The following is a 23,311-nucleotide window of genomic DNA, read 5'->3' as shown; positions in this document are numbered from 1 at the left end:
TCCCACTTACTCACTGCTTGATAAACCCTTTGTAATGGCGTTTTACCAGTTGGCTTTCTAGCTGCTTCATTGTTTCTAAAGCAACGCCGACAACAATTAACATACTCGTTCCACCAATCTGTGCAGATGGAGGAAGGTTCCCAAGTTTAGTAAATATAACTGGTAGAATAGCAATCGCTGCTAGGAAAATAGATCCTACAAAGGTCAAACGATACAAGATTTTTGTTAGATATTGTTCTGTATTCTTACCCGGACGAATACCTGGAACATATCCACCTTGCTTGTTTAAGTTCTCTGACATTTGTTCTGGATTAACCTGAACAAATGCATAGAAATATGTGAAGGCTACAATGAGCGCAACATATATTATCATTCCCACTGGGTGAGAATAGTTAAAGTTTGCAATGATCCACTGCGATACATCGTGTTTCGGGAAGAACTGTGCAATAGTTGGTGGTGTAATTAAGAATGAAACAGCAAAAATTACTGGAATAACACCCGCACTATTTACCTTAAGCGGTAAATGTGTGTTTTGTGCTCCAGTATAACTACCATTTCCTCCTGTTACACGCTTCGCATATTGAATTGGGATCTTTCTAACAGCTTGTTGAATGAAGATAACTCCAACAACAATTGCTAGCACAGCTAGTAAAATCAATACAACTTTAACGATACTCATGAACAGTTGATCTCCGACATTTTGAAACTGTTGTTGATACACTTGAGATATTACACTTGGGATCGCCGCGGCAATACCACCAAAGATAAGGATGGAAATACCATTACCTACACCTTTAGCTGTAATCTGTTCACCTAACCACATTAAAAATGCAGTACCAGCAGTCAGTACCGTAGCAATGTATAAATAAGTGCTCCAACCTGGATTCAAAATTAACTGCCCACCTACCATACCGTTAAAACCGATTGACATACCAAACCCCTGAATAAACGCAAGAACAATCGTAAAGTAACGCGTGAATTGTGTTAATTTACGACGGCCCATTTCGCCTTGCTTCGACCATTCCGAAAATTTAGGAACAACATCCATCTGCAATAATTGCACGATGATGGATGCTGTAATATACGGCATGATTCCCATCGCAAAGATGGAGAAGTTTTTCAAAGCGCCACCGCCAAATGTATTTAGGATTCCTAATGCATTTAACTGATCTTGTGCCTTCAGTACGTCTCCATTTGTAAATGGCACTGGGATAAACGTGCCAATCCTGAATACGATTAACATCGCTAAAGTGAATAATATTTTACGTCTTATCTCAGCAACGCGCATAAAGTTGGAGATTGTACGAAACATTAGATCACCTCAACTGTTCCGCCAGCTGCTTCAATTGCTTCTTTAGCACTTGAAGAGAACTTGTGCGCTTTAACAGTTAGTTTTTTCTCAACTGCTCCGCTTGCAAGAACTTTAACACCGTCATTTAACTTGCTGATAACGCCAGTTTCCAGCAATAATTCAGGTGTTACTTCTGTACCATCTTCAAAACGATTTAACGTCGCTAAGTTTACAATAGCAAACTCTTTGCGGTTAATGTTTGTGAAGCCGCGTTTTGGTAAACGACGGAATAATGGAGTTTGACCACCTTCGAAGCCAAGACGAACACCACCGCCAGAACGAGCGTTTTGTCCTTTATGACCTTTACCAGCAGTTTTACCGTTACCAGAACCGATACCGCGACCGACACGGTTACGTACTTTACGAGAACCTTCTGCAGGTTTTAATTCATGAAGTTTCATTCCCAGGCACCTCCTTATATTAATGAGTTATCCTTAAGCTTCTTTTACAGTTACAAGGTGAGAAACTTTGTTGATCATACCAAGAATAGCAGGAGTTTCTTCCTTAACTACAGTTGAATTCAACTTTTTAAGACCTAAAGCTTCTACAGTCGCACGTTGATCTTGTGGACGACCAATTACACTACGAGTGAGGGTAATTTCTAACTTTTTCGCCATTTGTTTTCCCTCCTTCTTAACCTAGTAGCTCTTCTACAGATTTACCGCGTAATTTTGCAACATCTTCAGCACGCTTAAGTTCGCTTAATCCGTTCACAGTAGCGCGAATCATGTTAATTGGTGTGTTAGAACCAAGAGATTTCGAAAGAATATCTTGTACACCAGCTAATTCAAGAACCGCACGAACTGGTCCACCAGCGATTACTCCAGTACCTTCAGCAGCAGGTTTTAAGAATACTTCACCAGCACCGAAATGTCCGATGATTTCGTGTGGAATTGATGTACCAACTAATGGTACTTCGATTAAGTTTTTCTTAGCATCTTCGATAGCTTTGCGAATAGCATCTGGTACCTCTTGAGCTTTACCAGTACCGAATCCAACATGACCGTTTTTATCACCAACTACAACTAGTGCAGCAAAGCGGAAACGACGACCACCCTTAACAACTTTCGCAACACGGTTTATCGTAACTACACGTTCTTCAAGTTCTAATTTACTTGGGTCAATGCGACGCATCAATTTTCCCTCCTTTGACCATTAAAATTGTAATCCAGCCTCACGAGCAGCTTCAGCTAGAGCTTTAACACGGCCATGGTATAAGTAACCACCGCGATCAAATACTACTTCTTTAACACCCTTCTCTACAGCACGCTTAGCAACTAATTCGCCAACTTTCGTAGCAGCTTCAGTGTTGCCTGTACCGTTAAGAGCAAGGTCTTTATCAAGAGTAGATGCACTTACTAATGTTACACCATTCACATCATCAATAACTTGAGCGTAAATGTGTTGATTAGAACGGAACACGTTTAAACGTGGACGCTCTGCAGTACCAGTAAGTTTAGCACGTACACGTGCATGTCTTTTCTTACGAGTCGCATTTTTATCAGCTTTAGTGATCATTCTTGTCACTCCTTTCTTTCACCTAACGGGCTTACTTAGCAGTTTTACCTTCTTTACGACGTACAACTTCACCTTCGTAACGAATTCCTTTACCTTTGTAAGGTTCTGGAGCACGTACAGCACGAACGTTAGCAGCGAATTCGCCGACACGTTGTTTGTCGATACCTTTAATCACGATCTTAGTTGGAGCAGGAACTTCAACTTCAAGACCCGCTTCAGGAGTCATTTCAACTGGGTGAGAGTAACCTACGTTTAATACAAGCTTGTTACCTTGTTTTTGAGCACGGTAACCAACCCCGATTAATTCAAGTCCGCGAGCGAAACCTGTAGTTACACCTTCAACCATGTTTCCTAGTAAAGCACGAGTTGTACCGTGTAATGCACGGTGTTCCTTCTGTTCAGATGGACGCTCAACTGTTAAGATGTTTTCTTCAATTTTGATAGCCATATCAGCATTGAATGTACGAGTTAATTCACCTTTAGGTCCTTTTACTGTTACAGTATTGTTTTCTGCTACTGTGATAGTAACACCTGCAGGGATTTCAAGAATCTTTTTACCAATACGAGACATGTTGTCACACCTCCGTTCGTTTCAATATTAATTACCAAACGTATGCTACTACTTCTCCACCAGTTTGTAATTGACGAGCGTCTTTGTCCGTCATTACTCCCTTAGATGTAGAAACAAGAGCGATACCTAATCCGTTAAGTACGCGTGGTACTTCATCAGCTTTAGCGTAAACGCGTAAGCCAGGTTTACTGATACGTTTTAATCCAGTGATTACACGTTCGTTGTTTGCACCATATTTCAGGAAAATACGAAGGATACCTTGTTTGTTATCCTCGATGTATTCTACATCACGAATGAAACCTTCACGTTTTAAAAGTTCAGCGATCTCTTTTTTGATTTTAGAAGCAGGAACCTCTAATTTCTCATGACGTACCATGTTCGCATTACGGATGCGAGTAAGCATATCTGCAATTGGATCTGTCATCACCATGTGTTTTACCTCCTTCCCATTTGTGGGTTTTACCAACTAGCTTTTTTAACACCAGGAATTTGACCTTTATATGCAAGTTCACGGAAACAAATACGGCAAAGTTTAAATTTGCGGTATACAGAATGCGGACGACCGCAGCGCTCGCAACGTGTATACTCTTGTACTTTAAACTTAGGAGTACGCTTTTGTTTCGCAATCATAGATTTTTTAGCCACGTTTTCGCCTCCTCTACTTAGCGTTGGCTTCCATTATTTTTGGAATGGCATACCGAATTGTGTTAAAAGTTCACGAGCTTCTTCGTCAGTGTTCGCTGTAGTAACGATTACGATGTCCATACCGCGGACTTTGCTTACTTTATCATAATCGATCTCAGGGAAAATAAGTTGCTCTTTAACACCTAATGTATAGTTACCACGACCATCGAAAGATTTCTTAGATACACCACGGAAATCACGTACACGTGGTAAAGAAACAGATACTAATTTGTCGAAGAACTCATACATTTGCTCGCCGCGTAAAGTAACTTTCGCACCAATAGGCATTCCTTCACGAAGACGGAAACCTGCGATAGATTTTTTCGCGCGAGTGATAACAGGTTTTTGACCTGCGATTTGAGTTAATTCTTCTACAGCATTGTCTAATGCTTTAGAGTTTGCTACCGCATCACCAACACCAGTGTTGATAACGATCTTTTCGATCTTCGGTACTTGCATTACAGATTTATAGTTAAACTTGCTCATTAGAGCAGGAGTAATTTCCTTTTGGAACTTCTCTTTAAGGCGATTCAATGAAGTGACCTCCTTTCTTAAGAAAATTATTTATCTAATAATTCACCAGATTTTTTTGCAATACGAACTTTTTTACCATCTTCCACTTTGAAGCCTACGCGAGTAGGTTCACCAGTTTTCGGATCTAATGGCATAACATTAGAAACGTGGATAGGTGCTTCTTTCGTGATAATTCCACCTTGTGGATTTAATTGAGATGGCTTAGAGTGCTTCTTAACGATGTTAACACCCTCAACGATAACACGGTTTTCCTTTGGGAAAGCCACAAGGATAACGCCTTGTTTTCCTTTGTCTTTACCAGTGATTACCTGTACTTTATCACCTTTTTTTACATGCATCTTAATTCTGCACCTCCTTAGCAAGGCAATACCTTAAATTATAGAACTTCTGGAGCTAAAGAAACGATCTTCATGAAGTTGCTATCACGTAGTTCACGAGCTACTGGTCCGAAGATACGAGTACCGCGTGGGCTCTTGTCGTCTTTAATGATAACCGCTGCGTTTTCATCAAAACGAATGTAAGAACCATCTGGACGACGAGCACCGCTCTTCGTACGTACTACTACTGCTTTAACAACGTCACCTTTTTTAACAACGCCACCTGGTGTTGCTTGTTTTACCGTAGCAACGATAATATCACCGATGTTAGCATATTTACGACCAGAGCCGCCTAATACCTTAATTGTTAAAAGTTCACGTGCACCAGAGTTGTCAGCAACTTTCAAACGAGATTCTTGTTGGATCATGTTATGAAACCTCCCTTCGGACTTAAAATTCCGATTCGTCTATTTAGATAATAACCGCTTCTTCAACGATTTCAACTAAACGGAAACGCTTAGTAGCAGAAAGCGGGCGAGTTTCCATGATTTTTACGATATCGCCAACTTTTGCTTGGTTTTGCTCATCATGCGCTTTATATTTCTTAGAATATTTAACGCGCTTTCCGTACAAGGAATGAGTTTTGTAAGTTTCAACTAAAACTGTAATCGTTTTGTCCATTTTGTCAGATACAACACGACCAGTATAAACTTTGCGTTGGTTACGTTCGCTCACTTTGCAAACCTCCCCTCAATTTATCGATTAATTCCGATCTCTCTTTCACGAACTACAGTTTTCATACGAGCGATCGCTTTACGCACTTCACGGATGCGTGTTGGATTCTCTAATTGTCCTGTAGCAAGTTGGAAGCGAAGGTTGAACAACTCTTCCTTTAACGCTTTAACTTTTGTTTCGATTTCGGCAGTGGTTAATTCACGAATATCATTAGTTTTCATTAGATTCACCACCATTTTCTTCACGTTTTACGAATTTACATTTCACAGGTAACTTGTGAGCTGCAAGACGTAATGCTTCGCGTGCTACCTCTTCAGATACACCCGCGATTTCAAACATAACTTTCCCAGGTTTTACTACTGCTACCCAGCCTTCTGGTGCCCCTTTACCGGAACCCATACGTACTTCTAGAGGTTTTGCAGTGTAAGGTTTAGAAGGGAAAATTTTAATCCAAACTTTACCGCCACGTTTCATGTAACGAGTCATTGCACGACGAGCTGCTTCGATTTGACGGTTAGTGATCCATGAAGCTGCTTGAGCTTGAAGACCAAATTCACCAAATGCTACTTCAGCGCCACCTTTTGCACGACCACGCATTTTACCACGATGCTCTCTACGATATTTTACGCGTTTAGGCATTAACATATTATTTTCCTCCTTCCTCAGAAGCTTTCTTTTTTGTAGGAAGGACTTCTCCACGGTAGATCCATACTTTTACGCCTAATTTACCGTATGTTGTATCAGCTTCAGCTGTTGCATAGTCAATATCAGCGCGAAGTGTATGAAGTGGAACAGTTCCTTCACTGTAAGATTCTGCACGAGCGATATCTGCTCCGCCAAGACGACCAGAAACCTGTGTTTTAATACCTTTAGCACCTGCGCGCATAGCACGTTGAATAACTTGCTTTTGTGCACGACGGAAAGATACACGGTTTTCTAATTGACGAGCGATATTTTCCGCTACTAATTTAGCGTCAAGATCAGCTCTCTTAACTTCTAAGATGTTGATGTGTACACGCTTGCCTGTTAATTGGTTAAGAGCTTTACGAAGTGCTTCAACTTCTGTACCACCTTTACCAATTACCATACCAGGTTTTGCAGTGTGAATTGTAACATTTACACGATTTGCTGCACGCTCGATTTCTACTTTAGAAACAGAAGAATCTTTTAAGCGAGCTGCGATGTATTCACGAATTTTGATGTCTTCATGAAGAAGTGTAGCGTAATCTTTCTCAGCGAACCAGCGAGATTCCCAATCACGAATAACACCGACACGAAGACCGACCGGATTAACCTTTTGACCCATCGATTATCCCTCCTTCTTTTCTGATACCACAACTGTGATGTGGCTTGTGCGTTTGTTAATTTGGCTTGCACGACCCATTGCACGTGGACGGAAACGTTTTAACGTTGGACCTTCGTCAACGAAAACTTTTTCAACAACTAAGTTGTTTACATCCATTTCGTAGTTATGCTCTGCGTTTGCGATTGCAGATTTTAAAACTTTCTCTACAACTGGAGAAGCAGTTTTTGGTGTGTGGTTAAGGATAGCGATCGCTTCACCCACTTGCTTGCCTCGGATTAAGTCTACTACTAAACGAACTTTACGAGGAGCAATACGAACTGTTCTCGCTACTGCTTTAGCTTGCATTGAAGTGCCTCCTCTCATTATCTTCTAGTTTTCTTATCGTCAGCATCATGACCTTTATACGTACGAGTTGGTGCGAATTCACCTAACTTGTGGCCAACCATGTCCTCAGTGATGTATACAGGTACGTGTTTACGACCGTCATATACAGCAATTGTGTGACCAATGAACTGAGGGAAGATTGTTGAACGACGAGACCAAGTTTTAACAACTTGTTTTTGCTCAGTTTCGTTTAACTTTGCAACTTTATTCATTAAGTGATCATCGACAAATGGTCCTTTTTTTAAGCTACGAGCCATTTTGGTGCCTCCCTTCGTGATTGCCGTACGGTTCCAGAAGTGAACCGTACTACAACCCCATTATTTTTTACGACGACGAACGATGAATTTATCAGACGCTTTGTTTTTCTTACGAGTCTTGAATCCAAGAGTTGGTTTACCCCATGGAGACATTGGAGACTTACGTCCGATTGGTGAACGACCTTCACCACCACCGTGTGGGTGATCAACTGGGTTCATTACAGAACCACGAACAGTTGGGCGCTTACCTAACCAACGAGAACGACCTGCTTTACCAATTTTGATAAGTTCGTGTGATTCGTTACCTACTTGACCTACAGTTGCACGGCAAGCAGATAATACTAAGCGAACTTCACCAGAAGTTAAACGTACAAGTACGTATTTACCTTCTTTACCAAGTACTTGAGCAGATGTACCAGCAGAACGAACTAATTGTCCACCACGACCTGGTTTAAGTTCGATGTTATGAACAACAGTACCTACTGGAATGTTGATTAATGGTAATGCGTTACCGATTTTAATGTCAGCATCAGCGCCAGACATAACTTCCATGCCTACTTCTAAGTTTTTAGGAGCAAGAATGTAACGTTTTTCACCGTCAACGTAGTTAATTAATGCGATATTCGCAGAGCGGTTTGGATCGTATTCGATCGTAGCAACGCGTCCTGGAATTCCATCTTTGTTACGTTTAAAGTCGATGATACGGTATTGACGCTTATGTCCGCCACCTTGGTGACGTACAGTAATTTTACCTTGGTTATTACGTCCAGCCTTTTTGCTTAAAGGTGCAAGTAAAGACTTTTCCGGTCTGTCAGTCGTAATTTCAGCGAAATCATTCGTAGTCATGTTACGACGACCGTTAGTAGTTGGATTATACTTTTTAATTGCCATCTCAATTTCCCTCCTTCTTTAGTAAGAATTAAACACCTTGGAAGATTTCGATTTCTTTGCTGTCAGCAGTTAGCTTAACGATTGCTTTACGACGACGGTTAGTAAAACCAGCGTGACGACCAACGCGTTTTGCTTTCGGCTTGTAGTTCATGATGTTCACTTTTTCTACTTTAACACCAAAGATCGCTTCTATAGCATCTTTAACTTCTGTTTTATTAGATTTAACGTCCACATCGAACGTGTATTTTTTTTCAGCCATCATTTCCATAGAACGTTCAGTGATAACTGGGCGCTTAATGATATCACGAGGATCTCTCATTATGCAAGCACCTCCTCTACTTTTTCCACTGCCGCTTTTGTCATGATTAGCTTATCATGATGAAGCACGTCTAAAACGTTTACGCCATCAGCAGTGATTACTGTTACTCCAGGAATATTGCGAGCAGATAACTCTACAGTTTCGTTTGCATCAGCAGTTACGATAAGAGCTTTCTTTTCTACAGTTAATCCTTTAAGTACTGCTACCATGTCTTTTGTTTTTGGTGCATTTAACACTAAGTCTTCAAGAACTACAATGTTGTTCTCAACTACTTTAGTAGCTAATGCAGATTTAATAGCTAAGCGACGAACTTTCTTAGGAAGTTTGTAAGCATAGCTTCTTGGTGTAGGTCCGAATACCGTACCACCACCACGCCATTGAGGAGAGCGGATAGAACCTTGACGAGCACGTCCAGTTCCTTTTTGACGCCATGGTTTACGACCACCACCGCGCACTTCAGAGCGATTTTTTACTTTGTGTGTACCTTGACGTAAAGACGCACGTTGCATCATTACAGCTTCAAAAAGTACAGCTTCATTTGGTTCGATACCGAAAATAGCTTCAGCTAATTCGATTTCACCAACCTGTGAACCAGTTTGGTTATATACAGTAACTTTTGGCATTGGAATTCCTCCTTCCTATTGTGAATTATTTGCTAGCCTTCACAGCGCCTTGAACAACTACAAGAGATTTCTTAGCACCTGGAACGTTACCTTTTACTAATAATAAGTTGCGCTCAGTGTCAACTTGAACGATTTCTAAGTTTTGAACCGTAACTTGGTCTCCACCCATACGTCCAGCAAGTTTTTTGCCTTTGAATACACGGTTCGGAGCAACTGGGCCCATTGAACCAGGACGACGGTGATAACGAGAACCGTGAGACATAGGTCCGCGAGATTGTCCGTGGCGTTTAATAGCACCTTGGAAACCTTTACCTTTAGAAATTCCTGTTACGTCTACGATTTCACCTGCAGTGAAAACTTCAACTTTTACCTCTTGACCAACCTCTAATCCGTCCACGTCTGCATCGCGGATTTCGCGAATGAAGCGCTTAGGAGCAGTAGTTGCTTTAGCAACGTGACCTTGTTCAGGTTTGTTAGCTAATTTTTCACGTTTATCGTCGAATCCTAACTGAATTGCATTGTAGCCATCAGTTTCAGTTGTTTTCTTTTGAAGAACAACGTTTGGAGTCGCTGCGATTACTGTTACAGGAATTAGCTCACCGTTTTCAGCAAATACTTGAGTCATACCGATCTTTCTTCCTAAGATTCCTTTGGTCATGAGTTACACCTCCTACATTTTTAAGTTATATAAATTATAGTTTGATTTCGATATCTACACCAGATGGTAAATCTAAACGCATTAATGAGTCTACTGTTTGTGGAGTAGGGCTCACGATGTCGATTAGACGTTTGTGCGTGCGCATTTCGAATTGCTCACGAGAATCTTTGTACTTATGAACAGCACGAAGAATTGTGTAAACAGTTTTTTCAGTTGGTAATGGGATCGGACCAGAAACTGTTGCCCCAGAACGCTTAGCTGTTTCTACAATTTTCTCAGCTGACTGATCAAGAATACGGTGATCGTAAGCTTTTAAACGGATACGAATTTTTTCTTTTGCCATTATTTTCCCTCCTTCGTTCGCCTATTTCTAAAATAGACCTTCTCCATGGAAATTTCCTCACACCATGCCATGGCAAAGCGGCCGGGTGTGTCAGCAACCTTCCACTTCATCGCAGTCAAAGACCAACATTGTCTATTATACAATGTTATTCGTCTAGATGCAAGCATCTTTTTGTTTGCATCTGCTTTTCTCTACTTTTGCTATTATACATGGCACTTTAAAGAATTTCAAGTTTTCATCTACCGTTATTATTTTTACAGTTTCTGGATGTTTCTTTTTTCATCATCATATACTATAGAAGAAACTCGTTTAAAAATATAAAGTATCATTCCTACAAACAAAAAAACCCAAGGGAAAATCCCTTGAGTTTTTTAAATCTATTTAAAGATTACTCAACGATCGTAGCAACTACGCCGTAACCTACTGTACGTCCACCTTCACGAATAGAGAATTTAGTTCCCTCTTCGATTGCGATTGGAGCGATAAGTTCGATAGTCATTTCGATGTTGTCACCAGGCATTACCATTTCAGTACCTTCTGGTAATTGGATGATACCAGTTACGTCAGTTGTACGGAAATAGAATTGTGGACGGTAGTTAGCGAAGAATGGAGTGTGACGTCCACCTTCTTCTTTAGATAATACGAAAACTTCAGCTTTGAATTTAGCGTGAGCTTTTACAGATCCACTTTTAGCAAGAACTTGTCCACGTTGGATGTCTTCACGAGCAACCCCACGAAGTAGAGCACCGATGTTGTCACCAGCTTCAGCTTGGTCAAGAAGTTTACGGAACATTTCTACACCAGTTACAGTTGTAGTAGCAGCTTCTTCAGCAAGACCGATGATTTCTACTACGTCACCAACTTTAACGATTCCGCGCTCTACGCGACCAGTAGCTACTGTACCACGACCTGTGATAGAGAATACATCCTCTACAGGCATTAAGAATGGTTTGTCAGTTTCACGTTCTGGAGTTGGGATGTAAGCATCAACTTCAGCCATTAATTCAACGATTTTAGCTTCCCACTCAGCATCTCCTTGAAGAGCTTTAAGAGCAGAACCTTTAACTACAGGGATATCATCGCCTGGGAATCCGTATTCAGATAATAGATCACGAACTTCCATTTCTACTAATTCTAATAATTCTTCGTCGTCTACCATGTCGCATTTGTTTAAGAATACAACGATGTAAGGTACACCTACTTGACGAGAAAGAAGGATGTGCTCACGAGTTTGAGGCATTGGGCCATCAGCAGCAGATACTACTAAGATACCGCCGTCCATTTGAGCAGCACCAGTGATCATGTTTTTAACATAGTCAGCGTGACCTGGGCAGTCAACGTGTGCATAGTGACGAGTTTCAGTTTCGTACTCAACGTGTGCAGTTGAGATTGTGATACCGCGCTCTCTTTCTTCTGGAGCAGCATCGATTTGATCGTATCCGCGTGCTTCAGCACCACCAGCTTTTGCAAGAACTGTAGTGATCGCAGCAGTTAATGTAGTTTTACCATGGTCAACGTGGCCGATTGTACCGATGTTAACATGGGGTTTAGAACGTTCGAATTTAGCTTTAGCCATTCTAAATTCCTCCTTAGTTTATATAGGTTATTTTATATTTAGACTAGAAAGTGAAACTTATGTCCCACTTTCTAAGCTTACATAAGTAGTTATACTTGAACAATCGATAAAAATCAATTATTCACCTTTATTTTTTTTGATAATTTCTTCTGAAACAGACTTTGGCACTTCTTCATAATGGTCAAATACCATTGAGAATGTTCCACGTCCTTGAGTGTTAGAACGTAATGACGTTGCATAACCGAACATTTCAGAAAGTGGAACCATAGCGCGAACAACTTGTGCGTTACCGCGAGCTTCCATACCTTCTACACGTCCACGACGAGATGTTACGTCACCCATAATGTCACCCATGTACTCTTCAGGAATTACAACTTCAACTTTCATCATTGGCTCAAGGATTACTGGGTTACATTTAGAAACCGCAGCTTTAAGTGCCATAGATGCAGCGATTTTGAACGCCATCTCAGAGGAGTCAACATCATGGTAAGATCCGTCAACTAATGCAGCTTTAATGTCTACTACAGGATATCCTGCAAGTACACCATTTTTAAGTGCATCTTCAAGACCTGCTCCTACAGCTGGGATGTATTCACGTGGAACTACACCACCGACGATCTTGTTTTCGAATTCGAATCCTTTACCTTCTTCGTTAGGTTCAAACTCAATCCAAACGTGACCGAATTGTCCACGACCACCAGATTGACGTGCGAACTTACCTTCAACTTTCGCAGCAGCGCGGAAAGTTTCACGGTATGCTACCTGAGGTGCACCAACATTTGCTTCTACTTTGAATTCACGACGCATACGGTCAACGATGATGTCAAGGTGAAGTTCACCCATACCAGCGATGATTGTTTGGCCAGTTTCTTGGTCAGTGTGAGCACGGAATGTTGGATCTTCTTCAGAAAGCTTAGATAATGCTGTACCCATTTTATCTTGGTCAGCTTTAGATTTTGGTTCGATAGCTACAGAGATAACTGGCTCTGGGAATTCCATAGACTCAAGGATAACAAGGCTCTTCTCGTCACAAAGAGTATCACCAGTAGTAGTATCTTTTAAACCTACAGCAGCAGCGATGTCACCAGCGTAAACTGTTGAAATCTCTTCACGGCTGTTAGCGTGCATTTGTAGGATACGACCTACACGCTCACGCTTACCTTTAGTTGAGTTTTTCACGTATGATCCAGAGTTTAACACACCAGAGTACACACGGAAGAACGTTAATTTACCAACATAAGGGTCAGTCATGATTTTGAATGCTAGAGCTGAGAATGGCTCTTCATCGCTAGACTTACGTTCTACTTCTTCATCTGTATCAGGAACGATACCTTTAATAGCAGGTACGTCTAATGGAGATGGTAAGTAGTCAATAACTGCGTCTAACAGAATTTGAACACCTTTATTTTTGAATGCAGAACCACAGATTACTGGGAAGAATTCTACAGAAGTTGTAGCCTTACGGATACCAGCTTTAAGCTCTTCTACAGTGATTTCTTCACCCTCTAGGTACTTCATCATCATTTCTTCATCAAGCTCAGCTACCGCTTCAATAAGTTTTCCACGGTATTCTTCAGCTAGCTCTTTATGCTCTTCAGGAATTTCGATACGTTGAATATCTGTTCCTAAATCGTTACCGTACATGTAAGCACACTCTTCAACAAGGTCAATGATACCATTGAACTCGTCCTCAGCACCGATTGGTAACTGAATTGGATGTGCGTTTGCTTGTAAACGATCGTGGATTGTTCCTACAGAGTATAAGAAGTCTGCACCGATTTTATCCATTTTGTTAACGAATACGATACGAGGTACGCCGTAAGTAGTAGCCTGACGCCAAACAGTTTCTGTTTGTGGTTCTACACCAGATTGTGCATCAAGTACTGCTACTGCGCCATCAAGTACGCGTAGAGAACGTTCTACTTCTACTGTGAAGTCTACGTGTCCTGGAGTGTCAATGATGTTTACACGATGACCTTTCCATTGAGCTGTAGTTGCAGCAGAAGTAATTGTGATACCACGCTCTTGCTCTTGCTCCATCCAGTCCATCTGAGATGCACCTTCGTGAGTTTCACCGATTTTATGAATACGTCCTGTGTAGTACAAGATACGCTCAGTTGCTGTTGTTTTACCAGCATCGATGTGAGCCATGATACCAATATTACGAGTGTTTTCTAAAGAGAACTCTCTTCCCATTTGGTGTCTTGCTCCTTCCATATATGGATTGGATTATTTTATTTTAAGTAGCAAAAAAGCCACTTTATTTTATTACATATGTCAGTATATCCAGTACTCTCATTATGTAAAACGAGCGTCCAATGAAAGGGAGAGGCATTCTCCCTCTCCACACTTCCATATGTGACAAATAAAGCGGTCTATGCTTACATTTATTTTACGTTGAATCCTACCAACGGTAATGAGCAAATGCTTTGTTAGCTTCTGCCATTTTATGAGTGTCTTCACGTTTCTTAACAGATGCACCAGCGTTGTTAGCTGCATCTAAGATTTCGTTAGCAAGACGCTCTTCCATAGTTTTTTCACCACGAAGACGAGCATAGTTTACTAACCAACGAAGACCTAAAGTTGTACGACGTTCTGGACGAACCTCAACTGGAACTTGGTAGTTAGCACCACCAACACGACGAGCGCGTACTTCAAGAACAGGCATAATGTTCTTAAGAGCTTGCTCGAATACTTCCATTGGTTCTTTACCAGTACGTTCGCTAACGATATCGAACGCATTATAAAGAATTGTTTGAGATTTACCTTTTTTACCGTCAACCATCATTTTGTTGATTAGGCGCGTTACTAGTTTAGAATTATACATTGGATCTGGTAACACGTCACGTTTCGCAACAGGTCCTTTACGAGGCATATTGAGTTCCTCCTTTCAGTTCAGTTTTATTATTTCTTAGCTGCTTTTGGTTTTTTAGTACCGTATTTAGAACGGCCTTGCATACGCTTGTCAACACCAGCTGTGTCAAGCGCACCACGAACGATGTGGTAACGTACCCCTGGTAAGTCTTTTACACGACCACCGCGAATTAATACTACGCTGTGTTCTTGTAAGTTATGACCGATACCTGGGATGTATGCAGTTACCTCGATACCATTTGTTAAACGTACACGAGCATATTTACGTAAAGCTGAGTTCGGTTTCTTTGGAGTCATTGTACCAACACGAGTACATACACCACGTTTTTGAGGTGCAGAGATATCAGTTGATTTTTTCTTTAAAGAGTTGAAACCTTTGTTTAACGCAGGTGATTTAGATTTCCATACTTTATCAGTACGACCTTTTCTCACTAATTGGTTAATAGTAGGCATTTGAGTTATCCTCCCTTCGCATGTTTGTATGACCACATATCCAGGTGGTTCATTATTAGTTGAAAACAAAGTTTTTGCAAGGGAGAGCAAATGCTCTCTCCTCACAAAAACAGTTTTAACTTATTATTCCTATTGCTGAAGCTCCCACTTGAATCCCCGAAACTTTTCCAAGTTTACAAACAGATTCAACTTTGGTTATGGGTACGTTATGTTGCAATGCAGTACGAGTAATCACATGGGTTAACCGCATGTCAGCATCTTCTGCAATGACAACTTCTTTAACTGTACCATTTTTGATTGCTTCCAATGTTCGTTTATGTCCAACGACTACATTTTCCGCATTTGATACTTTTTGATAAGACATATACATATCCTCCAAAGCATCGTTCAGGAGCAACCTTGCTTATAGTAACATTTTGACTCATACAATGTCAACTAGGATTATCTGTTTTTATACAAAATTTACGACGGAAAATTTTACTGTTCCACATAAACTTCATCGTTTTCCACATTCATGTCATCTTGTGTTGATTTAACAAGATCCACTTTGCGATAACGATTCATACCTGTTCCAGCTGGAACAAGTTTACCGATAATAACATTCTCTTTCAATCCTAGAAGTTCATCGCGTTTGCCTTTAATTGCTGCATCTGTTAGAACGCGAGTTGTTTCTTGGAACGACGCTGCAGATAAGAATGAATCTGTTTCAAGTGAAGCTTTTGTAATACCAAGAAGCACTGGTCTTGCTGTTGCAGGTTGTTTACCTGTTAACAACACTTTTGCATTCGCATCAGTAAACTGATGGATATCCAATAATGTTCCTGGTAACACATCTGTTTCACCAGCATCCACTACACGAACTTTACGAAGCATTTGGCGAACCATTACCTCTACGTGTTTGTCACCAATTTCTACCCCTTGCATACGGTATACTTTTTGAACTTCGCGTAGTAAGTATTCTTGAACTGCTGTAATGTCCGTTACTTTTAGTAACTCTTTCGGATCAATAGAACCTTCTGTTAACTCTTTCCCGTGACCAATTGGCTGTCCTGGAGCTACTTTCAGACGAGCACCGTAAGGGATTGCATATGTGCGAGTTTCAACCTCACCTTGTACAACTACCTCTTGACGATCTTTAACATCGTTGATCGCCGCGATAACACCGTCGATTTCACTGATAACTGCCTGACCTTTCGGATTACGAGCTTCGAAGATCTCTTGGATACGAGGTAAACCTTGTGTGATATCGTCTCCGGCAACCCCACCTGTATGGAATGTACGCATCGTTAACTGTGTACCTGGCTCACCAATAGATTGAGCTGCGATAATACCTACCGCTTCCCCTACTTCTACATCTGTACCAGTTGCTAAGTTACGACCGTAACATTTCTTACATACGCCGTGGCGAGTGTTACATGTGAACGCTGAACGGATGTGTACTGTTTCCACACCTGAGTTTTCAACGATATGAGCGATATCTTCAGTAATTAATTCATTTTCACGAACTAATACTTCACCTGTTTCAGGATGTTTTACAGTTTTTCTTGCAAAACGTCCTACAAGACGATCATATAATGACTCGATTACTTCATTGCCCTCTTTAATCGCACCGATTAGTAAGCCGCGATCTGTTCCACAATCGTCTTCACGAACGATTACATCTTGTGCAACGTCTACAAGACGACGTGTTAAGTAACCAGAATCGGCAGTCTTAAGTGCTGTATCGGCAAGACCTTTACGCGCACCATGCGTAGAGATGAAGTACTCAAGTACTGTTAAACCTTCACGGAAACTTGATTTGATTGGAAGTTCAATGATACGACCAGATGGGTTGGCCATCAGACCACGCATACCAGCAAGCTGAGTGAAGTTCGATGCGTTACCACGGGCACCAGAGTCACTCATCATGAAGATTGGGTTGCGTTTATTCAAGGATTTCATCAGTTTTCCTTGGATAACATCTTTCGCATTACTCCAAATAGAGATAACGCGATCGTAACGTTCTTCTTCCGTGATTAAACCGCGACGGAATTGTTTAATTACTTTATCTACTTTTGCTTGTGCTTCGTGGAGAATTTCATCTTTTTCACCTAATACAAGAATGTCGGCTACCCCAACTGTAATACCAGCTTTTGTAGAGTATTTGAATCCTAAGTTCTTCATACGGTCAAGCATACGAGACGTTTCTGTAATTTTGAAACGTTTAAACACTTCCGCAATGATGTTACCAAGGATTTTCTTGCTAAATGGTGCCACTTCTTCGCGACTAGCAATAATTTCTTTAATGTTCGCACCTTTTTCAACGAAATATTTCGCTGGTGTTTCTTTTTCAAGGTTTGAATTTGTCGGTTCATTAATATAAGGGAACGACTTCGGTAAGATTTCGTTAAATATTAATTTACCAACTGTTGTTAATAGAAGCTTGCCTTTTTGCTCTTCAGTAAATGTTTCATTGTTGTTCACAGAGCTTGCAGCAACTGCGACACGAGTATGAAGATGTACATATCCATTTTGATACGCAAGCAATGCTTCATTTGCATCTTTGAACACCATACCTTCACCAATTGCACCCTCGCGCTCAAGTGTTAAGTAATAGTTACCTAATACCATATCCTGAGATGGTGTAACAACTGGTTTTCCATCTTTCGGGTTCAAGATGTTTTGTGCTGCTAACATAAGAAGACGAGCTTCTGCTTGTGCTTCTGATGATAACGGAACGTGAACCGCCATTTGGTCACCATCAAAGTCCGCGTTATATGCAGTACATACAAGTGGATGAAGACGGATTGCGCGTCCTTCTACTAATGTAGGTTCGAACGCTTGGATACCAAGACGGTGAAGCGTTGGAGCACGGTTTAGAAGTACTGGGTGTTCTTTAATTACAGATTCTAAAACATCCCAAACTTCAGGTTGTACACGCTCGATTTTACGTTTCGCACTCTTAATGTTGTGTGCTAATCCTTTTTCTACTAAATCTTTCATAACGAAAGGTTTGAACAATTCAAGTGCCATCTCTTTCGGTAATCCACATTGATACATTTTTAAGTTTGGTCCTACAACGATAACGGAACGACCAGAGTAGTCAACACGTTTACCTAATAAGTTTTGACGGAAACGTCCTTGTTTACCTTTTAGCATGTGAGATAGTGATTTTAATGGACGGTTACCTGGTCCAGTAACTGGACGGCCACGACGACCATTATCGATTAATGCGTCTACAGCTTCTTGTAACATACGTTTTTCGTTTTGAACGATGATGCTTGGTGCACCTAAGTCCAACAGACGTTTTAAACGGTTGTTACGGTTAATTACACGACGATATAAGTCGTTTAAGTCAGAAGTCGCAAAACGTCCACCATCTAACTGTACCATCGGGCGTAGTTCTGGTGGAATAACTGGAAGAACATCCAAAATCATCCAAGATGGCTCGTTTCCAGAGTTACGGAATGCTTCTAATACTTCTAGACGTTTAATAGCACGAGTACGACGTTGTCCTTGTGCTGTTTTTAATTCTTCTTTTAAGAAGTCTACTTCTTTATCTAAATCGATGTCTTGTAATAACTTCTTAATCGCTTCTGCACCCATAGCAGCTTGGAATGTGCTGCCATATCGATCACGATATGCACGGTATTCTTTTTCAGAAAGCAATTGCTTCTTATCAAGTGGTGTATCTCCACTTTCTGTTACAACATAAGAAGCGAAATAAATTACTTCTTCAAGCGCGCGAGGGGACATGTCTAAGACAAGTCCCATGCGGCTCGGGATACCTTTGAAATACCAAATATGAGATACAGGAGCAGCTAATTCAATATGACCCATACGTTCACGACGTACTTTCGCACGCGTTACTTCTACGCCACATCGATCACAAACTACACCTTTATAACGTACACGTTTATATTTTCCACAATGACATTCCCAGTCCTTTTGTGGTCCGAAAATACGCTCACAGAACAAGCCATCTTTTTCAGGCTTTAATGTACGATAGTTAATTGTTTCTGGTTTCTTAACTTCACCGTATGACCAAGAACGAATCTTGTCAGGCGAAGCAAGTCCAATCTTCATATATTCAAAGTTATTTACATCTATCAAGGGGCCTACCTCCCTTTTAGTCTACAGGTTATCCCAATTATTCCTTAGTTGTCTCAACTTCGATATTTAATTTGTCTGCTGATTGATGATCATCATCATCTTCCGTATCACGCATTTCAATTTCTGTATCGTCGCTAGACATCATTTTAACGTCCATACCTAAGCTTTGTAGCTCTTTAATCAATACTTTGAATGACTCTGGAACGCCTGGTTCTGGAACATTTTCGCCTTTAACAATCGCTTCGTACGTCTTAACACGTCCGACAACATCGTCAGACTTAACTGTTAAGATTTCTTGAAGAGTATAAGCAGCACCGTAAGCTTCAAGTGCCCAAACCTCCATCTCACCGAAACGTTGTCCACCGAATTGTGCTTTACCTCCAAGAGGTTGTTGCGTTACAAGTGAGTATGGTCCAGTAGAACGAGCATGAAGTTTATCGTCAACCATGTGCGCAAGTTTGATCATATACATGACACCAACAGATACGCGGTTGTCGAACGGCTCACCAGTACGTCCATCATACAGGATTGTTTTCGCGTCATTCGCCATACCAGCTTCCTCGATTGTACCCCATACATCTTCCTCACGAGCACCATCGAATACTGGTGTTGCAACATGGATACCAAGGTATCTTGCTGCCATACCAAGATGAAGCTCTAATACCTGACCGATATTCATACGAGATGGTACCCCTAATGGGTTCAACATGATATCAATTGGTGTCCCATCTGGTAAGTATGGCATATCTTCTTCCGGTAAAATACGGGAGATAACACCTTTGTTACCGTGACGACCGGCCATCTTGTCACCTTCAGAAATTTTACGTTTTTGAACGATATACGCACGTACAAGTTGGTTCACACCTGGTGGCAATTCATCGCCATCTTCACGGTTAAACACTTTTACGTCTAAGATAATACCGCCACCACCGTGTGGTACACGTAGTGATGTATCACGTACTTCACGCGCTTTCTCACCGAAGATTGCATGTAATAAACGTTCTTCTGCTGTTAATTCTGTTACACCTTTTGGCGTTACTTTACCAACAAGTAGGTCTCCGTCTTTTACTTCAGCACCGATGCGAATAATACCGCGTTCGTCAAGGTTGCGAAGTGCATCTTCCCCAACGTTCGGGATATCACGTGTGATTTCTTCTGGTCCAAGTTTCGTATCACGAGCTTCTGATTCATATTCTTCAATATGGATAGAAGTGTACACATCATCTTTTACAAGGCGCTCACTCATAATGATCGCATCCTCGTAGTTATAACCATCCCATGTCATGAAGCCAACAAGCACGTTACGTCCAAGTGCTAATTCACCTTTTTCCATAGAAGGACCATCCGCTAGGATTTCACCTTTTACAACTTCATCTCCAACACTTACGATTGGACGTTGGTTGTAACAAGTTCCTTGGTTAGAACGAATGAATTTCAACATTTTGTAGCGATCTAAATCGCCTTTTACTTTTTGACCGTCAACTTCTACATAACGGCGTACCCAAACTTCACGTGCTTCTACGCGTTCAACAGTACCAGGGTGTTTACAGATTACTGCAGCACCTGAGTCTTTTGCTGATACGTACTCCATACCTGTACCTACAATCGGAGATTCCGGATTCATTAACGGAACCGCCTGACGTTGCATGTTCGCACCCATAAGTGCACGGTTGGAGTCATCGTTTTCTAAGAACGGAATACAAGCTGTCGCTGCAGACACTACTTGCTTTGGAGATACATCCATGTAGTCGATGCGCTCTTTATTTGTGACAATGTTTTCACCACGGAAACGAGCTACGATATCCTCATCAAGGAATTCCCCTTCTTCAGATAATTTCATATTCGCTTGGGCTACAACATAATTATCTTCTTCATCTGCTGTTAAGTAATCAACATGGCCCGTTACAAGACCAGTTTCTGGGTCAACACGACGGTATGGTGTTTCAATGAAACCAAACTCATTTACTTTCGCGAATGAAGATAATGAGTTGATCAAACCGATGTTTGGTCCCTCTGGCGTTTCGATTGGACACATACGACCATAGTGAGAGTAGTGAACGTCACGTACTTCAAAGCCTGCACGCTCACGTGTTAAACCACCAGGTCCTAATGCAGATAGTCTTCGTTTGTGTGTTAACTCTGCTAATGGGTTTGTTTGGTCCATGAACTGAGATAACTGAGAACTTCCGAAGAACTCTTTAATAGATGCAATAACCGGACGAATGTTAATTAACGCTTGCGGTGTAATTGCATTTGTATCTTGAATCGACATTCTCTCACGAACAACACGTTCCATACGAGAAAGACCGATACGGAATTGGTTTTGTAATAACTCCCCTACAGAACGCAGACGACGGTTTCCTAAATGGTCAATATCATCTGTATCCCCTACTTTGTATAGTAAGTTAAAGAAGTAGCTAATAGAAGCAAGGATATCGCCTGGTGTGATGTGTTTTACATCACGAGTGATATTTGCATTCCCAATTACATTGATAGAACGTTCACCGTCTGACTCTGGAGCATAGATCTTAATAGATTGCAGCTCAACATCGCCTTCTACCACTCCACCCATTGGTTTCGCTGTCTTGAATCCAATGTTTTTCTCTAAGTAAGGTAAAATGCGATCTAGTGTACGGCGGTCTAAGACTGTTCCTTCTGCTGCTAAAATCTCTCCAGTTTCTGGATCTACTAATGTTTCAGCTAAGCGTTGGTTAAACAATCTGTTTTTAATGTGTAGCTTTTTGTTGATCTTGTAGCGACCTACATTTGCTAAATCGTAGCGCTTTGGATCAAAGAAGCGAGAAACAAGCAAGCTTTTCGCATTTTCTACTGTTGGTGGTTCACCTGGGCGTAGACGCTCATAAATTTCAAGCAATGCTTTTTCTGTACTATCTGTGTTGTCTTTTTCTAGCGTATTGCTTAAGTATTCGTTATCACCTAAAAGCTCGGTGATTTCTTGATCAGAGCCAAACCCTAATGCGCGTAACAAAACAGTTACAGGAAGTTTACGCGTACGGTCGATACGCACATATACAACATCCTTAGCATCTGTTTCATACTCTAACCAAGCTCCGCGGTTTGGAATTACAGTAGCAGTAAAACCACGTTTTCCGTTTTTATCCACTTTGCCACTATAGTATACGCTTGGAGAGCGAACTAACTGGGAAACGATAACACGTTCTGCACCGTTAATTACGAATGTTCCTGTCTCTGTCATGAGTGGGAAATCTCCCATGAACACATCTTGTTCTTTTACTTCACCAGTTTCCTTATTGATTAGACGAACTTTCACACGAAGTGGTGCTGCATACGTCACATCACGCTCTTTGCATTCTTCTACAGAGTATTTAGGTTCACCTAAGCTGTAGTCGATAAATTCAAGCGATAGATTTCCCGTAAAGTCTTCAATCGGAGAAATGTCTTGGAACATTTCTCGCAAACCCTCATCAAGAAACCACTGATAAGAAGAGGTTTGAATTTCGATAAGATTTGGTAACTCTAATACTTCACTAATACGGGCATAACTTCTTCGTTGGCGGTGGCGTCCGTATTGAACTAGTTGACCTGTCAACTGCTTCACCCCTCAAATCATGAGTATTATAAATGCACAAAAAAATTTGTGCAAAATCACAAATAAATACAGCTAACGCCAGTAGCGTAGCTTTTTCTCTCAAAGATAGATACGTTGAGTCTTTCTACCTGCTCAAAAAAGAAAAATGGCTTCTATAAGAAAACCATCATTCTGTTTCATAATCTGCTGATTTTACTATCTTTTCCAAGAGAAACAAAAATATACATTTTTCTCAACGCAGAAAATCATATATT

29 protein-coding genes are annotated in these 23,311 nt (G+C 41.0%); all 29 read right to left on the bottom strand.

The annotated features are described in order from the left end of the window. Window positions 1-10: 10 nt before the first annotated feature. Entirely contained in the window at window positions 11-1,312 is a 1,302-nt protein-coding gene (gene secY, locus Y7E_RS0104665) for a preprotein translocase subunit SecY (protein WP_017150139.1), read from the bottom strand. After that, window positions 1,312-1,752 carry a 50S ribosomal protein L15 gene (gene rplO / locus Y7E_RS0104660; RefSeq protein WP_017150138.1) on the bottom strand — a complete coding sequence of 147 codons (441 nt, stop codon included), beginning with the start codon at window positions 1,750-1,752 and terminating at the stop codon, window positions 1,312-1,314. The genes secY and rplO overlap by 1 nt, the downstream gene beginning before the upstream one ends. A gap of 33 nt (window positions 1,753-1,785) precedes the next feature. Further along, window positions 1,786-1,968, bottom strand: coding sequence for a 50S ribosomal protein L30 (gene rpmD / locus Y7E_RS0104655; protein WP_001085234.1), 183 nt, complete (start codon window positions 1,966-1,968; stop codon window positions 1,786-1,788). Between the two features lie 16 nt (window positions 1,969-1,984). Further along, complete coding sequence (rpsE, locus tag Y7E_RS0104650; protein WP_017150137.1) at window positions 1,985-2,485, bottom strand: 30S ribosomal protein S5; 501 nt, start codon at window positions 2,483-2,485, stop codon at window positions 1,985-1,987. A 21-nt stretch (window positions 2,486-2,506) separates the two neighbouring features. Continuing rightward, window positions 2,507-2,869, bottom strand: coding sequence for a 50S ribosomal protein L18 (gene rplR, locus Y7E_RS0104645; RefSeq protein WP_017150136.1), 363 nt, complete (start codon window positions 2,867-2,869; stop codon window positions 2,507-2,509). A 31-nt stretch (window positions 2,870-2,900) separates the two neighbouring features. Continuing rightward, complete coding sequence (rplF, locus tag Y7E_RS0104640; RefSeq protein ID WP_017150135.1) at window positions 2,901-3,440, bottom strand: 50S ribosomal protein L6; 540 nt, start codon at window positions 3,438-3,440, stop codon at window positions 2,901-2,903. 31 nt (window positions 3,441-3,471) lie between these two features. Further along, window positions 3,472-3,870, bottom strand: a complete 399-nt coding sequence (gene rpsH / locus Y7E_RS0104635; RefSeq protein ID WP_000245511.1) for a 30S ribosomal protein S8 — start codon at window positions 3,868-3,870, stop codon at window positions 3,472-3,474. A gap of 29 nt (window positions 3,871-3,899) precedes the next feature. After that, window positions 3,900-4,085 carry a 30S ribosomal protein S14 gene (rpsN, locus tag Y7E_RS0104630; RefSeq protein ID WP_001085700.1) on the bottom strand — a complete coding sequence of 62 codons (186 nt, stop codon included), beginning with the start codon at window positions 4,083-4,085 and terminating at the stop codon, window positions 3,900-3,902. Window positions 4,086-4,118: 33 nt separating this feature from the next. Beyond that, complete coding sequence (gene rplE, locus Y7E_RS0104625; RefSeq protein ID WP_017150134.1) at window positions 4,119-4,658, bottom strand: 50S ribosomal protein L5; 540 nt, start codon at window positions 4,656-4,658, stop codon at window positions 4,119-4,121. A gap of 26 nt (window positions 4,659-4,684) precedes the next feature. Then, window positions 4,685-4,996 (bottom strand): 50S ribosomal protein L24, encoded by a 312-nt coding sequence (rplX, locus tag Y7E_RS0104620; protein WP_017150133.1) that lies wholly within the window; start codon window positions 4,994-4,996, stop codon window positions 4,685-4,687. Between the two features lie 38 nt (window positions 4,997-5,034). Continuing rightward, entirely contained in the window at window positions 5,035-5,403 is a 369-nt protein-coding gene (rplN, locus tag Y7E_RS0104615) for a 50S ribosomal protein L14 (protein ID WP_011983254.1), read from the bottom strand. Between the two features lie 43 nt (window positions 5,404-5,446). After that, window positions 5,447-5,710 carry a 30S ribosomal protein S17 gene (gene rpsQ, locus Y7E_RS0104610; protein WP_011983253.1) on the bottom strand — a complete coding sequence of 88 codons (264 nt, stop codon included), beginning with the start codon at window positions 5,708-5,710 and terminating at the stop codon, window positions 5,447-5,449. Between the two features lie 20 nt (window positions 5,711-5,730). Then, window positions 5,731-5,931 (bottom strand): 50S ribosomal protein L29, encoded by a 201-nt coding sequence (rpmC, locus tag Y7E_RS0104605; protein ID WP_000855718.1) that lies wholly within the window; start codon window positions 5,929-5,931, stop codon window positions 5,731-5,733. After that, complete coding sequence (rplP, locus tag Y7E_RS0104600) at window positions 5,921-6,355, bottom strand: 50S ribosomal protein L16 (protein ID WP_000928968.1); 435 nt, start codon at window positions 6,353-6,355, stop codon at window positions 5,921-5,923. Before rplP ends, rpmC begins: the two co-directional genes overlap by 11 nt. A 1-nt stretch (window position 6,356) precedes the next feature. Then, window positions 6,357-7,016, bottom strand: coding sequence for a 30S ribosomal protein S3 (gene rpsC, locus Y7E_RS0104595; protein WP_017150132.1), 660 nt, complete (start codon window positions 7,014-7,016; stop codon window positions 6,357-6,359). Window positions 7,017-7,019: 3 nt separating this feature from the next. After that, a complete protein-coding gene (gene rplV / locus Y7E_RS0104590; RefSeq protein ID WP_011983250.1) occupies window positions 7,020-7,361 on the bottom strand; it encodes a 50S ribosomal protein L22 in 342 nt (113 codons plus the stop codon). 17 nt (window positions 7,362-7,378) lie between these two features. Further along, on the bottom strand, window positions 7,379-7,657 hold the full coding sequence (rpsS, locus tag Y7E_RS0104585) for a 30S ribosomal protein S19 (RefSeq protein ID WP_017150130.1): 279 nt from the start codon (window positions 7,655-7,657) through the stop codon (window positions 7,379-7,381). Window positions 7,658-7,717: 60 nt separating this feature from the next. Beyond that, window positions 7,718-8,548 (bottom strand): 50S ribosomal protein L2, encoded by an 831-nt coding sequence (rplB, locus tag Y7E_RS0104580; protein WP_017150129.1) that lies wholly within the window; start codon window positions 8,546-8,548, stop codon window positions 7,718-7,720. A gap of 28 nt (window positions 8,549-8,576) precedes the next feature. Further along, window positions 8,577-8,867, bottom strand: a complete 291-nt coding sequence (gene rplW / locus Y7E_RS0104575) for a 50S ribosomal protein L23 (RefSeq protein WP_017150128.1) — start codon at window positions 8,865-8,867, stop codon at window positions 8,577-8,579. Continuing rightward, window positions 8,867-9,490 (bottom strand): 50S ribosomal protein L4, encoded by a 624-nt coding sequence (gene rplD, locus Y7E_RS0104570; protein ID WP_017150127.1) that lies wholly within the window; start codon window positions 9,488-9,490, stop codon window positions 8,867-8,869. Before rplD ends, rplW begins: the two co-directional genes overlap by 1 nt. A 25-nt stretch (window positions 9,491-9,515) precedes the next feature. Further along, a complete protein-coding gene (gene rplC / locus Y7E_RS0104565) occupies window positions 9,516-10,148 on the bottom strand; it encodes a 50S ribosomal protein L3 (RefSeq protein WP_017150126.1) in 633 nt (210 codons plus the stop codon). Between the two features lie 34 nt (window positions 10,149-10,182). Continuing rightward, the gene (gene rpsJ / locus Y7E_RS0104560) at window positions 10,183-10,491 is read right to left on the bottom strand and encodes a 30S ribosomal protein S10 (RefSeq protein WP_001040596.1); all 309 of its coding nucleotides are present in this window, start codon (window positions 10,489-10,491) and stop codon (window positions 10,183-10,185) included. Window positions 10,492-10,879: 388 nt separating this feature from the next. After that, entirely contained in the window at window positions 10,880-12,067 is a 1,188-nt protein-coding gene (gene tuf, locus Y7E_RS0104555) for an elongation factor Tu (RefSeq protein WP_017150125.1), read from the bottom strand. A gap of 117 nt (window positions 12,068-12,184) precedes the next feature. After that, a complete protein-coding gene (gene fusA, locus Y7E_RS0104550) occupies window positions 12,185-14,263 on the bottom strand; it encodes an elongation factor G (RefSeq protein WP_017150124.1) in 2,079 nt (692 codons plus the stop codon). 208 nt (window positions 14,264-14,471) lie between these two features. Further along, window positions 14,472-14,942, bottom strand: a complete 471-nt coding sequence (gene rpsG, locus Y7E_RS0104545; protein ID WP_001137493.1) for a 30S ribosomal protein S7 — start codon at window positions 14,940-14,942, stop codon at window positions 14,472-14,474. A 29-nt stretch (window positions 14,943-14,971) separates the two neighbouring features. After that, window positions 14,972-15,394, bottom strand: a complete 423-nt coding sequence (gene rpsL / locus Y7E_RS0104540) for a 30S ribosomal protein S12 (RefSeq protein ID WP_011983241.1) — start codon at window positions 15,392-15,394, stop codon at window positions 14,972-14,974. 115 nt (window positions 15,395-15,509) lie between these two features. After that, window positions 15,510-15,758 (bottom strand): 50S ribosomal protein L7ae-like protein, encoded by a 249-nt coding sequence (locus tag Y7E_RS0104535; RefSeq protein ID WP_017150123.1) that lies wholly within the window; start codon window positions 15,756-15,758, stop codon window positions 15,510-15,512. Between the two features lie 113 nt (window positions 15,759-15,871). Continuing rightward, window positions 15,872-19,486, bottom strand: coding sequence for a DNA-directed RNA polymerase subunit beta' (gene rpoC, locus Y7E_RS0104530; RefSeq protein WP_017150122.1), 3,615 nt, complete (start codon window positions 19,484-19,486; stop codon window positions 15,872-15,874). Between the two features lie 37 nt (window positions 19,487-19,523). Beyond that, a complete protein-coding gene (gene rpoB / locus Y7E_RS0104525; protein ID WP_017150121.1) occupies window positions 19,524-23,057 on the bottom strand; it encodes a DNA-directed RNA polymerase subunit beta in 3,534 nt (1,177 codons plus the stop codon). Window positions 23,058-23,311: the final 254 nt, after the last annotated feature.

The organism is Bacillus bingmayongensis, assembly GCF_000299035.1.
GTDB classification, from domain to species: Bacteria; Bacillota; Bacilli; order Bacillales; family Bacillaceae_G; genus Bacillus_A; species Bacillus_A bingmayongensis.
Note: the sequence above shows the minus strand (reverse complement) of the source record. Positions and strands in the feature narration are given on the sequence as shown.

What these genes read in the sequence shown, in the direction of transcription:
- fusA (WP_017150124.1), bottom strand. Translation starts at nt 14,263, where the DNA reads ATGGGAAGAGAGTTCTCTTTAGAAAACACTCGTAATATTGGTATCATG.
- rpsE (WP_017150137.1), bottom strand. Translation starts at nt 2,485, where the DNA reads ATGCGTCGCATTGACCCAAGTAAATTAGAACTTGAAGAACGTGTAGTT.
- rplN (WP_011983254.1), bottom strand. Translation starts at nt 5,403, where the DNA reads ATGATCCAACAAGAATCTCGTTTGAAAGTTGCTGACAACTCTGGTGCA.
- rpmC (WP_000855718.1), bottom strand. Translation starts at nt 5,931, where the DNA reads ATGAAAACTAATGATATTCGTGAATTAACCACTGCCGAAATCGAAACA.
- rplX (WP_017150133.1), bottom strand. Translation starts at nt 4,996, where the DNA reads ATGCATGTAAAAAAAGGTGATAAAGTACAGGTAATCACTGGTAAAGAC.
- rpsG (WP_001137493.1), bottom strand. Translation starts at nt 14,942, where the DNA reads ATGCCTCGTAAAGGACCTGTTGCGAAACGTGACGTGTTACCAGATCCA.
- secY (WP_017150139.1), bottom strand. Translation starts at nt 1,312, where the DNA reads ATGTTTCGTACAATCTCCAACTTTATGCGCGTTGCTGAGATAAGACGT.
- rpsS (WP_017150130.1), bottom strand. Translation starts at nt 7,657, where the DNA reads ATGGCTCGTAGCTTAAAAAAAGGACCATTTGTCGATGATCACTTAATG.
- rplD (WP_017150127.1), bottom strand. Translation starts at nt 9,490, where the DNA reads ATGCCAAAAGTTACTGTATATAACCAAACTGGTTCACAGGTTGGTGAA.
- rplC (WP_017150126.1), bottom strand. Translation starts at nt 10,148, where the DNA reads ATGACCAAAGGAATCTTAGGAAGAAAGATCGGTATGACTCAAGTATTT.
- rplV (WP_011983250.1), bottom strand. Translation starts at nt 7,361, where the DNA reads ATGCAAGCTAAAGCAGTAGCGAGAACAGTTCGTATTGCTCCTCGTAAA.
- rplR (WP_017150136.1), bottom strand. Translation starts at nt 2,869, where the DNA reads ATGATCACTAAAGCTGATAAAAATGCGACTCGTAAGAAAAGACATGCA.
- tuf (WP_017150125.1), bottom strand. Translation starts at nt 12,067, where the DNA reads ATGGCTAAAGCTAAATTCGAACGTTCTAAACCCCATGTTAACATCGGT.
- rplP (WP_000928968.1), bottom strand. Translation starts at nt 6,355, where the DNA reads ATGTTAATGCCTAAACGCGTAAAATATCGTAGAGAGCATCGTGGTAAA.
- rplF (WP_017150135.1), bottom strand. Translation starts at nt 3,440, where the DNA reads ATGTCTCGTATTGGTAAAAAGATTCTTGAAATCCCTGCAGGTGTTACT.
- rplB (WP_017150129.1), bottom strand. Translation starts at nt 8,548, where the DNA reads ATGGCAATTAAAAAGTATAATCCAACTACTAACGGTCGTCGTAACATG.
- rpsC (WP_017150132.1), bottom strand. Translation starts at nt 7,016, where the DNA reads ATGGGTCAAAAGGTTAATCCGGTCGGTCTTCGTGTCGGTGTTATTCGT.
- rpsJ (WP_001040596.1), bottom strand. Translation starts at nt 10,491, where the DNA reads ATGGCAAAAGAAAAAATTCGTATCCGTTTAAAAGCTTACGATCACCGT.
- rplO (WP_017150138.1), bottom strand. Translation starts at nt 1,752, where the DNA reads ATGAAACTTCATGAATTAAAACCTGCAGAAGGTTCTCGTAAAGTACGT.
- Y7E_RS0104535 (WP_017150123.1), bottom strand. Translation starts at nt 15,758, where the DNA reads ATGTCTTATCAAAAAGTATCAAATGCGGAAAATGTAGTCGTTGGACAT.
- rpmD (WP_001085234.1), bottom strand. Translation starts at nt 1,968, where the DNA reads ATGGCGAAAAAGTTAGAAATTACCCTCACTCGTAGTGTAATTGGTCGT.
- rplW (WP_017150128.1), bottom strand. Translation starts at nt 8,867, where the DNA reads ATGAGAGATCCTCGTGATATCATTAAGCGCCCAGTTATCACTGAACGT.
- rpsL (WP_011983241.1), bottom strand. Translation starts at nt 15,394, where the DNA reads ATGCCTACTATTAACCAATTAGTGAGAAAAGGTCGTACTGATAAAGTA.
- rpsH (WP_000245511.1), bottom strand. Translation starts at nt 3,870, where the DNA reads ATGGTGATGACAGATCCAATTGCAGATATGCTTACTCGCATCCGTAAT.